Annotated in this window: 8 protein-coding genes; 3 read left to right on the top strand and 5 right to left on the bottom strand. The window is 73.3% G+C overall.

Going from position 1 to position 12596, the window contains the following annotated elements; genetic code table 11:
- Window positions 1-23 precede the first annotated feature (23 nt).
- The 3 genes from OG245_RS33025 to OG245_RS33015 all read left to right on the top strand — a co-directional run bounded on the left by OG245_RS33025 (window position 24) and on the right by OG245_RS33015 (window position 3587).
- Window positions 24-1604 carry an aspartate:alanine exchanger family transporter gene (locus tag OG245_RS33025; protein WP_371628054.1) on the top strand — a complete coding sequence of 527 codons (1581 nt, stop codon included), beginning with the start codon at window positions 24-26 and terminating at the stop codon, window positions 1602-1604.
- Window positions 1605-1666: 62 nt separating this feature from the next.
- Window positions 1667-2107: a hypothetical protein gene (locus OG245_RS33020; RefSeq protein ID WP_371627001.1), complete on the top strand. Its 441-nt coding sequence runs from the start codon at window positions 1667-1669 to the stop codon at window positions 2105-2107.
- Between the two features lie 112 nt (window positions 2108-2219).
- A complete protein-coding gene (locus tag OG245_RS33015) occupies window positions 2220-3587 on the top strand; it encodes a cytochrome P450 (protein ID WP_371627000.1) in 1368 nt (455 codons plus the stop codon).
- 63 nt (window positions 3588-3650) lie between these two features.
- Here OG245_RS33015 and OG245_RS33010 read toward each other — a convergent pair whose 3' ends face one another.
- The 5 genes from OG245_RS33010 to OG245_RS32990 form a co-directional block, all read right to left on the bottom strand.
- Window positions 3651-4625, bottom strand: coding sequence for an ABC transporter substrate-binding protein (locus OG245_RS33010; protein ID WP_371626999.1), 975 nt, complete (start codon window positions 4623-4625; stop codon window positions 3651-3653).
- A 1-nt stretch (window position 4626) separates the two neighbouring features.
- Window positions 4627-6612, bottom strand: a complete 1986-nt coding sequence (locus OG245_RS33005) for an ABC transporter permease (protein WP_371626998.1) — start codon at window positions 6610-6612, stop codon at window positions 4627-4629.
- Window positions 6612-7772, bottom strand: coding sequence for a glycine betaine/L-proline ABC transporter ATP-binding protein (locus OG245_RS33000; RefSeq protein WP_371626997.1), 1161 nt, complete (start codon window positions 7770-7772; stop codon window positions 6612-6614). Before OG245_RS33000 ends, OG245_RS33005 begins: the two co-directional genes overlap by 1 nt.
- Window positions 7769-9376 (bottom strand): GMC family oxidoreductase, encoded by a 1608-nt coding sequence (locus OG245_RS32995; protein ID WP_371626996.1) that lies wholly within the window; start codon window positions 9374-9376, stop codon window positions 7769-7771. Before OG245_RS32995 ends, OG245_RS33000 begins: the two co-directional genes overlap by 4 nt.
- 98 nt (window positions 9377-9474) lie before the next feature.
- On the bottom strand, window positions 9475-12588 hold the full coding sequence (locus tag OG245_RS32990; RefSeq protein ID WP_371626995.1) for an aldehyde dehydrogenase family protein: 3114 nt from the start codon (window positions 12586-12588) through the stop codon (window positions 9475-9477).
- Between the last annotated feature and the right edge of the window lie 8 nt (window positions 12589-12596).

Genomic DNA, 12596 nt, shown 5'->3' with positions numbered 1-12596 from the left:
TCGAGGTCGGGGAGGCAGGGCCGGTGTGGCAGTTCTTCGCGGACAACCCATGGGTGGCGGTGTTCGCCGTGATCACGCTCGGCGCGCTGCTCGGCATGGTGCGCTTCGGCCCGGTCCGGCTCGGCGCGGCCGGAGTCCTGTTCGTCGGCCTCCTCGTCGGGGCGCTCGACGAGGACATCGCCGCCGCCGTGCCGGCCGGGGTCTCGGCCCTGGGCCTGGCGCTGTACGTGTACACGGTCGGCCTGGAGTCGGGCCCCGCGTTCTTCCGTGAACTGCGCGGCCAGCTCCCGGTGATGGCCGGGGCCGTGGTGGCCCTGGCCCTCACCGCGGCGGTGGTCGGCTTCGTCGGACACGGCTGGTTCGGCATCGACGGGCCGTTCCTCGCGGGCGGGTACGCGGGCATCGGGACCACCACCCCGGGCCTCGCCGCCGCCCAGGACGCCTCCGAGGACCCGACGCAGCCCGCCGTGGGATACGCCATCGGCTACCCGCTCGCCGTCGTCATCACGATCATGTTCGTCTCGGCGATCGCGGCCCGCCGCCACTGGACCGCCCGCCGGGACCCCGACTCGGGCCTGCCGGCCACCCTCGTCACCCGTACGGTCCAGGTGGCCCGGGACCTGCGCTGGGCGGACGTGCCCGGCGTCGCCGCGCACCGGGTGCTGGCCAGCGCGTACCGCCCCGCCGACGGTGCGACCCGGGTCGCCCGGGAACTGGACCGCCTCTCCCCCGGCGACCAGGTCGTGCTGGTCGGCGGCGAGGCCGACGTACGGGCGGCGACGGACGCGCTCGGGTCCCTCGCCCCGCGCCATCTGCTGGACGACCGCGGTGCGGTGGACTACCGGCGGGTCCTGCTCACCAACCCGGACCTGGCCGGGCACACCGTCGGGGAGCTCGGGCTCGGCGAGAAGTACGGGGCGCTCGTCAGCCGGGTGCGGCGCGGCGACTTCGACATGCTCGCCCACGACGGCCTGCTGCTCCAGCTCGACGACCGGGTGCGGGTGGTCATGCCGCGCGAGCGGACGGGCGAGGTCACCACGTACCTGGGCGACACCGAGGCGAAGGTCAGCGAGGTCAGCGCGGTGAGCCTGGGCCTCGGTCTCACCCTGGGATTCCTCGTCGGCATCCCCTCCCTCACCCTGGGCTCCACCACCCTGGCCCTGGGCACCGGGGCCGGACCACTGGTGATGGGGATGGTCCTCGGCTGGCGCCGGCGCACCGGCCCGCTGGTGTGGACCCTGCCGACCCGCGCCAACCTCACCCTGCGCCAGATCGGGCTGCTGCTCTTCCTCGCCGTCGTGGGGCTCACCTCGGGCTACTCGTTCCGGGAGAACGCCTTCTCCCTCTTCGGGCTGAAGCTGGCGGCCGTGCTGGCGATCGGCGCGGTCGTCAGCTACGCCCTGATGGTGCTGGTCGCGAAGGCGCTGGGGCAGAGCCGGGAGCGGACCATGGGGCTGCTGTCGGGCTACGTCGGCAACCCGGCGATCGTGGCGTACGCCAACAGCCGGGCGAGCGACAGCCGGATCAACAACGGCTATTCGACGCTGTTCGCGCTCGCCATCCTGGTCAAGATCGTCTGCATCCAGCTGATCGTCGGCCTCTGACCCGCGCCATGCGGACCGGACCTACGCTGAGCTCTTCACCGGTCTCGGCGGAGGGAAGCGGAATGGGCGGGACGACGACGTACGTACGGTTCCAGAGCACCGAGCGGAGCCCCCGGGGCCACTTCCCCGGGATCTTCGCGCTGGCCAACGGTCTGGCCAGGGAAGGGCGGCTGACCGAGGAGCAGCGCCGGTTCTGGCGGTCGGCGAACGACTGGTACGACGCCGCCTACACCGACCCCTCGCGGGTCGACCCGACGGTGTACGACCCCGGGGTGAACCCTGGGGCGGTGGCCTGGTTCAAGGAGACGGCGACCCATCTGCTGGACCGGATTCCCGGCTATCTCGCCCTGCTGGCCGCGCACGGGGTGCCGTGCGAGCGGCTGGACTCCGCGGATCCCGGCAGGGTCGTGTACGAGGACGAGCACCAGGTCGTCGTGGTGCCCCGCTCTACGGGCACGCACCCGACGGCCACCCTCAACTCACCTGTTCCGCACGGGACCTGACGGATTCAGGCCACGCGTGCCGTCACTCTGGTGGAGCGCCGCCCCCATCCTGTTCGATGGGGATCGAACAGGCGCGCCGGCCGTGGCGCGCCCCAGGGAGCGGAGTTCCTCGATGTCCACGCAGACCGGCCCGGCACGCGACACCCAGCCTCGCGGCCACGCGTTCACGCCGGGGCCCAAGGGGCTGCCGCTCGTGGGGAATCTGCCGCAGTTCGGGAAGGACCCCCTCGCCTTCTTCGAACTCCTGCGCTCGCACGGGAACATGGTGCGCTGGAGGTTCGGACGCAACCGGTGCGTCTTCCTCTCCGATCCCTCCTGCATAGGCGAGTTGCTCACCGAGACCGAGCACACCTTCGACCAGCCGAAGCTCGGTATCGCGTTCCGTACGGTGCTGGGGAACGGGATGCTCGTGGCGCGGGGCCGGGACTGGCGGCGCAAGCGCTCGCTGGTGCAGCCCTCCGTGCGGCCCAAGCAGGTCACGTCGTACGCGACCACGATGGCGGACTGTGCGGTGGAGCTCGCGGACCGGTGGGCGGACGGCCAACGGATCGACGTCAAGCGGGAGATGTCCGCGCTGACCCAGAAGATCGCGGTCCGCACGATCTTCGGGGTGGACACCCCCGCGGACTCCGAGGCGATGGGGCGGGCGATGGACATCGCCCAGATGGAGATCGGCAAGGAGTTCGCCGGGCTGGGCGCACTGCTGCCGGACTGGGTGCCGACACCGGGCCGGGCGCGGATCAGGAAGGCCGCCGCCGTCATCGACGCCGAGGTGCGCCGGGTCGTCGCCCGGCACCGGGACGGCGAGAAGGAACGCCCCGATCTGCTCAGCCGGTTGCTCACCGCCGTGGACGACAGCGGGACGCACCTCAGCGACGAGGAGATCCGGGACGAGGCGGTCACGCTCTACATCGGCGGTCATGAGACGACGAGTACGACGCTGGTGTGGGCGTGGTACCTGCTGGCCCGCAACCCCCGCGTCCGCGACGCGCTCGCCGAGGAGCTGGACCGTGTGCTCGGCGACCGGGAGCCCGGCTTCGAGGACTACGCACGACTGCCCTACGCCCAGGCCGTGGTGAAGGAGACCCTGCGGCTGTTCCCGGCGATCTGGCTGATCACCGGTATCGCGAAGGAGGGGGCGACGATCGGCGGCCTGCCGGTCGAGGAGGGCACCCGGGTGTGGAGCAGCCAGTGGGCCACGCACCGCGACGCGCGCTGGTTCCCCGAGCCGGAGGATTTCCGGCCGGAACGCTGGGACGCCGAGGACGGCGACGAGATCCCGGAGTACGCGTGGTTCCCGTTCGGCGGCGGCCCCCGGGTCTGCATCGGCACGCGCTTCGCGATGGTGGAGTCCGTCCTCCTCCTCGCCGTGCTGGCCCGGCGTTTCACCGTGGACGTGGACCCCGGCGAGATCACGCCGCTGACGGGGCTGACGCTCCAGCCGGACCGGGACGTGCTGGCGACGGTCCGGGCGCGGTAGCGGGCGGGCGGACAGCGGTCGGCGCCCGGCCCCTCGCTGCGAGAGGCCGGGCGCCGGTCGGTGTCAGTCCCGCGGAAGCCACTTCTTCCAGACGTCCGGGTGGCGCTCGATCCAGCGCTCCGCCGCCTCCTGGGGGTCGAGCTTCTGCGAGGCGATCATCTCGGAGACCTCGTTCTGGTCCTTCTCCGACCAGTGGAACTTCTTGAGGAACGCGGCCGCCTCGCCGCCGCGCTCGGCGAAGTCGGCGTTGAGGAACTTCTGCAGCGGTGTCGTCGGGTACGCGCAGTCGATGTCCGCCGGGTCCTTGGCGGCGCACGCGTCGGTGTGCTCGGGGAGCTTCACCTCGACCATCGGCACCTCGTTGAACAGCCACTGCGGTTGGTACCAGTAGCTGAGGAAGGGCTTCTTCTCCTTGGCGAACTGCTGGATCTGGGTGATCTGGGCCGCCTCGGAGCCGGCGAAGACCACCTTGTAGTCCAGGTCCAGGTTCTTCACCAGGGCCACGTCATTGGTGACGTAGGAGGGCGAGCCGTCCATCAACTGGCCCTTGCCGCCGCTCTCGGCGGTCTTCAGCTCATCCGCGTACCTGTCGAGGTTCTTCCAGTCCGTGACGTCGGGGTGCTTGTCGGCCCAGTACTTCGGGACGTACCAGCCGATGTGGCCGGTGACCCCGAGGTCGCCGCCCGGGACGATGGTCTTCTTCTCGTCGACGTACAGCTTCTCCTGGTCCGGGTGGCCCCAGTCCTCCAGGATCGCGTCGACCCGGCCCTGGCTGAGGGCGTCCCAGGCGGGGACCTCGTCGGTCTGGACGAGGTCGACGCGGTAGCCGAGCTTCTCCTTGAGGAGCTGCTCCGCCACGGCGACGTTCGCCTGGGCGCCGACCCAGGACTGGACCGAGAGGGTGACCGTCCTGACCCCGGCGGGGGCCGCGAAGGGGGAGGCCTGCTTGGTCATGTCGGCGGCGCCGCAGCCGGCCGTGGCCAGCAGGGCCCCGGCCGAGGCGAGCGCCACGAGCAGGCGGGTGCGGGAGCGGTTCATCTCAGCTCTCCTGTCGCTGGCGGCGGGCGGTGGGCTGGGTGACCCGGTCGAGCATCAGGCCGAGGCAGACGATCGCCGCTCCGGCGACGAGGCCGGTGGCCAGGTCGCCCTGGGCGAGGCCGAGGACCACCTCGTAGCCGAGGGCGCCCGATCCGACGAGTCCGCCGATGATGACGACGGCGAGGACCAGGACGACCGCCTGGTTGACGGCGAGCAGCAGGGCGGGCCTGGCCAGCGGGATCTGGACCTGGCGCAGTTGCTGGCCCGGGGTCGCGCCGAGCGAGCGGGCGCACTCCATCGCCGCCGGGTCGACACCCCGCAGCCCCTGGGTGGTGATGCGGATGACGGCGGGCAGCGCGTAGATGACCGCGGCAGCGGCGGCGGGGGCGCGGCCGACGCCGAAGAGGGCGACGACGGGGATCAGGTAGACGAACTGCGGCATGGTCTGGAAGACGTCCAGGACCGGTCGCAGCAGCCTTTCCAGGCGCTCGCTGCGGGCCGCGCCGATGGCGACGCCGAAGCCGATGACGAGGGTGACGGCGACGGCGGCGAGCACCTGGCTGAGGGTGTCCATGGACGGTTCCCACACGCCGAGTACGCCGATCGCGGCCATGGCGAGGACGGCGGTGGCGGCGGTGCGCCAGGTGCCGATGGTCCAGGCGAGGGCGGCGACGATCAGCAGCACCGACCACCAGGGCAGGCCGGTGAGCCCGCTGCGCAGCGGGTTGAGGACGCCGCTGGTGAAGTGGGCGGCGAGGTCGGCGGTGCCGCCGACGACGGGCACGCCGGTGTAGAGGTGGTCGACCATCCAGTCCTTGGCGGTGTTGACCGGTCCGGCGATGGCCACGGTCACGTCCTCGGGCCAGACCCGGCCGTCGGTGGCCCGCCCGGCGACGGCGACGGCCGCGGTGAGCACGGCGGCCAGGGACCAGCCGCGCCAACCGCGCAGCAGGGCCGGGCCGGTGGGCTCGGCGCCGATGCGGCGGCCGGCCGCCTCCGTCGTACGGTCCAGCACGACGGCCAGCAGCACGATCGGGATGCCCGCGGCGAGCGCCGCGCCGACGTCCACGGAGGACAGCGCCTGGTAGACGCGGTCGCCGAGGCCGCCCGCGCCGATCACGGAGGCGATGACGGCCATCGACAGGGCCATCATGATGGTCTGGTTCAGGCCGAGGAGGAGTTCCTTGCGGGCCAGCGGGAGCCGGGCGCTCAGCAGCCGCTGCCGTCCGGTCGCGCCGAGCGAGGCGACGGCCTCCATGACGCCGGCGTCCGCGCCGCGCAGTCCGAGCGCGGTGAGCCGCGCCATCGGCGGGGCCGCGTAGACGACGGTGGCGAGGACGGCTCCGGGCACGCCGATGCCGAAGACCAGCACCACCGGGAGCAGATACGCGAAGGCGGGCAGCACCTGCATGGTGTCGAGCACCGGGCGCAGGAGGCGGAACACACGGTCGGACAGACCGGCCGCGAGGCCGAGGAGCAGCCCGAGCACGACGGAGGCGAGGACGGCGACGACCATCAGCGCGAGCGTCTGCATGGTCGGGACCCACATGCCGAGCAGCCCGCAGACCAGGAAGGAGACGGCCGCGGTGAGGGCGAGCCGGATTCCCGCGACGCGCCAGGCCACGGCGGCGGCGAACACGGTGACGCCGGCCCAGCCGAGGGCGAGGAAGACCAGGTAGACGCCGCGTACGGAGAGCACGACGGCGTTGCTGATGTGGCCGAGGAAGTAGAGGAACAGCGGGTGGCTGTCGCGGTTGGAGACGATCCAGTCCGTCACGTCGCCGAGCGGCGCGGAGAGGTCGGCGGTCAGCGCGTCGGGCCAGACGCCGCCTCCCCAGCGGCCGTGCACGAGGGGGACCACGACGACGGCGACGAGGGCGAGCAGCAGCAGCTTGGCCGCTGCCGGGCGGTCGCGGAGTACGGCCACCGGTCCCCGGCGCGCGCCCGCGGTTGCGGGGCGGGCCTGGGTGGCCTGGGCGGTGGCCATCAGAAGGTCACCTCGCGGGACCCGTCCGGCGCGTCGGGGGCGGCGGGGGTGTCCGGGGCGCCGGTCGCGGACACGGTCGCGTGGCCGGGTCCGGTCGTTCCCGCGACGACGTCGAGCAGGCACGCGTGGTCGACGACGCCGACGAGCCGGCCGGCGTCCATCACCCGGGCGGCGGGGTCGCCGGAGCGGGAGACCGCTTCGATGGCCTCGGAGACGGTGGCCTCGGGGCGTACGGCCGGGCCGCGCTCGCTCTCCCCGGCGAGCGCGGGCCGCATGGCCGTGGCGACGGTGAGGACCTGTTCGCGCGGCACGTCGCGGACGAACTCGCGCACGTAGTCGTCCGCGGGCGAGCCCACGATCTCCTCGGGGGTGCCGAGCTGGACGATGCCGCCGTCGCGCATCAGGGCGATCCGGGTGCCCAGGCGCAGAGCCTCGCCGAGGTCGTGGGTGATGAAGACCATGGTGCGGCCCTCCTCGCGGTGCAGCCGGACCACCTCGTCCTGCATCTCACGGCGGATCAGCGGGTCCAGCGCGCTGAACGGCTCGTCGAAGAGGAGGACGGACGGGTCGACGGCGAGCGCGCGGGCGAGCCCGACGCGCTGCTGCTGGCCGCCGGAGAGCTGCGACGGGCGGCGGTCCTCCAGACCGGCGAGGCCCACCTTCGCCACCAACTCCGCCGCCTTGGAACGGCGTTCGGCCTTGCTCAGGCCCTGGATCTCCAGGCCGTAGGCGACGTTGTCCAACACCGTGCGGTGCGGCAGCAGTCCGAAGTGCTGGAAGACCATCGCGGCGCGGTGGCGGCGCAGTTCGCGCAGCCGGGAGCGGTCCATCGCGAGGACGTCCTCGCCGTCGATGGCGACGGTGCCGCTGGTGGGCTCGATCAGCCGGGTCAGACAGCGGACGAGGGTCGACTTGCCGGAGCCCGACAGGCCCATGACGACGAAGACCTCGCCCTTGCGGACGTCGAAGGAGACATCGCGCACGGCGGCGGTGCAGCCGGTGGCGGCACGCAGTTCGGCGGGCGGGAGTGCGGCGTGCTCGCCGCCGGGGATCCGGTCGGCCTTGGGGCCGAAGACCTTCCAGAGGTTGCGTACGGAGAACACGGGGTTCTCGTCGGCGCCGGTGTTCCCGGTGGCCTTGAAAGTCTTGGTTCCGGTCATCGGACATCGCCTCCGGTGCTGGTGCTGGTGACCGGCGCGGTGTCACGCGCCCGGTCCGCGAGGAGTTCGGCGCACTTCTCGCCGACCATGAGGACGCCGATCATCGGGTTGACGGCGGGCATGGTCGGGAAGACGGAGGCGTCGGCGATCCGGATGCCTTCCAGGCCCCGGACGCGCAACTGGGGGTCCACGACGGCCGCCCGGTCGTCGGCCGCGCCCATCCGGCACGTACCGGCCGGGTGGTAGACGGTGTGGGCGGCCTTGCGGGCGTACTCGCTGATGTCCTCGTCCGAGGTGACCTCGGGCCCGGGGCAGACCTCGCGCTTCAGCCAGTGGGCCAGCGGTTCGGTGGCCGCGATCTCCCGGGCGAGCTTGATGCCGTCGACGAGGGTGCGGCCGTCGTGGTCGTCCTCGTCGGTGAAGTAGCGGAAGTCCAGGGCCGGCTTGACCTCGGGGTCGGCGCTCGTGAGGTAGAGGCGGCCCCGGCTGCGCGGCTTGGGGATGTTCGGGGTCATCGACACCCCGTGCTCGGGCTTCTCGTAGCCGAGCCGCTCCGGGTTGTCGGTGAAGGGGATCTGGTAGAAGTGGAACATCAGGTCCGGCCCCCGGGACCCGGGGTCGCGGCGGACGAAGAGTCCCGCGTCGGAGTCCATCGCGGAGTTCTCCGGGATGGGCCCGTCGGTCTCCCAGACGATGACGGACTCGGGGTGGTCGAGCAGGTTCTCGCCGACGCCCGGCAGGTCGTGGCGCACGTCGATGCCGAGTGCGGCCAGGTCCTCGCGCGGACCGATCCCGGAGTGCAGCAGCAGCCGGGGCGTGTCCACCGCGCCCGCGCAGACGATGACCTCGCGGGCGGCGTGCAGCAGGATCTCCTCGCCGTCCTTCGTCCGCACGTGTACGCCGGTGGCGCGGGTGCCCTCGAACTCCAGCCGGTACGCCCAGGTCTCCAGCATGATCCGCAGGTTGGGGCGGTCTCCGGCCTCGATGTGCGGGTGGAGGTAGGCCACCGAGGCCGAGGAGCGCTTGTTGTTCTCGGGGTGGTAGGCGAGGTCGAAGAAGCCGACGCCCTCGTGGAACGGCTTGCTGTTGAAGCTGTCCACGCGCGGGACCCCGGCCGCCTGCTGGGCGGCGTCGACGAAGTCGCGGGCGATGGCGTTGCGGTCCTTCTCGTCGACCGGGACGATGTTGTTGCGCAGCTTGGCGAAGTACGGGTCCATCGCGGCCGCGTCCCAGCCCTCGGCGCCCGCCTCGGCCCACTCGTCCCAGTCGCCGGGCAGCGGCTTGAAGCTGATCAGCGTGTTGTGCGAGGAGCAGCCGCCGAGGACCCGGGCCCGGCTGTGCCGGATGTGGGAGTTGCCGCGCGGCTGCTCGGTGGTGGGGTAGTCGTAGTCGAGGTCGCCGCCGAGCAGGCCGAGCCAGCGGCGCAGGGTGAGCACGTCGTCGCGGTCGATGTCGGTGGGACCGCCCTCGATGACCGTGACGGTGACGTCCGGGTCCTCGGTGAGCCGGGAGGCGATGACCGATCCGGCGGTGCCGCCGCCGACGATCACGTAGTCGGCCGCGGGGCCGTCGGGGACCGCGGTGCCGCGGGGGGTGGAAGGCATCGGTCGCTGCTCCTTCTGCAAGGTTCGTGCGTGTACGTGGTGCTGCGAACAGCCGGGCGGGGCCCCGGGTTCGAGGGTTCCCGGGGCCCCCGCGGGCGTCAGCCGGCGAACCAGCGCTGGGGGCGCGGGTTCAGGTTCTGGTAGATGTGCTTGGACTCGCGGTACTCGGCGAGCCCCGTCGGGCCGAGCTCGCGCCCCGTGCCGGACTTCCCGAAGCCGCCCCACTCGGCCTGCGGCAGGTAGGGGTGGTAGTCGTTGATCCAGACGGTGCCGTGGCGCAGCCGTCCGGCGACCCGGCGGGCCCGGCCCGCGTCCGTCGTCCAGACCGCGCCCGCGAGTCCGTAGTCGGTGTCGTTGGCCAGCGTGATGGCCTCTTCCTCGGTACGGAAGGTCTCGACGGTGAGAATCGGGCCGAAGGTCTCCTCGCGGACCACCCGCATCTCGCGGTGGCAGCCGTCGAGGACGGTCGGCCGGTAGAAGTAGCCGCCCTCGGGCCGTACGTCGCTGGGCTCCGGGCGTTCGCCGCCGGCCCGGACGATGGCGCCCTCCTCGCGGGCGGAGGCGACGTACATCTCGACCTTGGCGAGCTGCTGGGCGGAGACGAGGGGGCCGCACTCGACGCCGTCGAAGGTGCCCCGGCCGAGGCGGATGGCGTCGGCGCGGCGGGCCAGTTCGGTGACGAACCGCTCGCTGACGCTGTCCTGGATGATCAGGCGGGCACCGGCGGAGCACACCTGGCCGCTGTGGAAGAACGCGGCGTTCAGAGCCTGGTCCACGGCGGTGTCGAAGCCCTCGTCGGTGGCGCAGGCGTCGGCGAAGACCACGTTGGGGTTCTTGCCGCCCAGCTCCAGGGCGACCTTCTTCACGGTCGGCGCGGCGGCCCGGGCCACCTTCGTACCGCTGGCGAGGCCGCCGGTGAAGGAGACCAGGTCCACGTCCGGGTGCTCGGAGAGCCGCGCGCCCACCGGGTCGCCCGCGCCGGTGACGAGGTTGGCCGCGCCGTCGGGGAGTCCGGCCTCGGAGAGCAGCCGGATCAGGTGGACGGTGGAGAGCGGGGTGACCTCGCTGGGCTTGAGCACGAAGGTGTTGCCGGCGGCGAGGGCCGGGGCGATCTTCCAGCTGGCCTGGAGGAGGGGGTAGTTCCAGGGGGCGATCAGGGCGCAGACGCCGACGGGCTCGTGGACGACGACGCTGTGGACGTCGGGGTCGCCCGCGTCGACCACCCGGCCGCCGCTCTCGTTCATCACGAGGTCGGCGAAGTAGCGGAAGGCTCCTGTCACGTCGTCGACGTCGACCCGGCCCTCCTCGAGGGTCTTGCCGGTGTCGCGGCTCTCGGTGATCGCGATCTCCTCGCGGTCCCGCTGGAGCAGTTCGGCGACCCGGCGCAGCAGCCCGGCCCGCTCGGCGACCGGCTTGTGCGGCCAGGGGCCGTCGTCGAAGGCGCGCCGCGCCGCCGCGATCGCCGCATCGGCGTCCTCGGCCCCGCCCTCAGCGACGACGGCCAGGACCGTGGCGTCGGCGGGGTCGAGGACCTCGCGCGTCGCGCCTGATCCGGCGGCCCGCCAGGTGCCGTCGATGTGGATGGTGCTGAGCGCCGACATGTCGATTTTCGCCTTCCGTGCCTGAAATGCCCCCTCCGGTTCGGCCCGGGGCGGTGCGCGGTGGACCGGGGTACGGCCGCACCAGCGGCCTGGACCCCTCCCCGGTCCGGCAGAATGTATGCCGAGAATTTCACGCAGAGTGACGCGCCTCACGCGTGCAGGTCTCCCCGGACACTCCCGCAGGCTCCGTCCGGGCGGCCCGGTGCCGGTCAGGCGGGTGGCCGTGGGGCGGCCAGCAGGTGGGCCGCGCGCTCCCACACCTCCGGCCCCTCCCCCGCCACGGCGGCGGCGAACCGCTCCGGTCGGGCGAGCAGCCGCCGGTGGCCGGGGTGGAGCGCGGCAAGCGCCAGCAGCCATCCCGCCAGCGGGTGCGGATCCCCCGGGGCCTCGGACCAGCGCTCCCGGTACGCCTGCCCTGCCGCCGCGGCCTCCCCCCGGACCAGCAGCACATCGGCGCGGACCGGCCGTGGCCTCCGGGCGCGCGCCGCGGGCGACGGCGACCGACGCTGCGGCCACAGCGACGCCCGGCCCGACGCCTGGAACGGTGACGTCCGGCGCACGGTCCGTACGGAGGTAGAGCGCTCCCCGCACGTCCTGCCAGTGCGAGCGTTCCGAGGCCGGGACGAGCAGGGGCCGCCGTACGGGCGGCGGCGGAGTGCCCGTGCGCAGGGCCGCCGCCAGCCCGGCGCGCTCCTCGTCCGGGCACCGCAGATTGCGCAGCCGCCACTCGGCCCGGTGGCCGGCCGCCGCCGCGCGCGCCCGCGCCACGGCCCGCCCCTCCACCGGTTCGCGCAGCCAGCCGTCGACGGTGCGGGTGAGTCCGGCGACCAGCCGGCGGCCGGGCCCGGTGAGCCCGGCGCGGGTCGCCAGGGTCCGCAGGACCGTACGCGTCTGGAGGCGGCGGAGCGCGAACCGGAAGAGCGCGAGGTCCAGGGGATCGGCCGCCCGGTCCCCGATCCGGTCCCGCCAGAATCCGGCGACGCCGACGAAGGCGTACGCCCCGTGGAGCAGCCCCGGCAGATGGCGCGGGTCCGGGCGCCACGGGGCGTAGTGCGCCTCCTCGCGGTCGTCGTCGAGCATCGCGAAGAGGTGCAGCAGCGCGCCGAGTTTGCTGTGCTGGAACTCGTGGACCATCGTCTCCGCGAGCGCCGTACCGTCCGGGGGCCGGGCCACCACCATGGAACCGAACGCGTCGGCGGTGGAGGCGCTGAGCCCGGCGACGGGGCCGTTCGCCAGCCGTCCGGGCCAGGGCACGATGCGCCTGATCTCCTCGGGGCGCAAGGTGCCCGGCCCCGTGCCGGCGGGCGAGCCCGCACTACCGGAACGAGAGCCCGCGCTACCGGCACGCGGACCGGGGGCGGGGCCGAGCAGCGCGACCGCCTCGGCGAAGAGGCCCTGCCAGGCGCCGAGTTCGCCCGGGGTGAGACGACGGGGCGGGATCGGGCGGTCGAGGTCGCGGTACGGGTCGGTGTCGTCGAGGGCGACCTCGGGCCCGCCCGGCCGGACCGGCAGCCGGTGCGTCGGCCACCACAGACCGCTCGGCGGCGCGGTGAGGGGCCGCACGGTCAGCGCCGTCGCCCCGGTGCCGCGCCCGGTCGGAGCGAGGATCAACTCCCCCT

Source organism: Streptomyces sp. NBC_01116, assembly GCF_041435495.1.
GTDB lineage: Bacteria > Actinomycetota > Actinomycetes > Streptomycetales > Streptomycetaceae > Streptomyces.
This window is presented reverse-complemented; position numbering and strand designations above follow the sequence as displayed.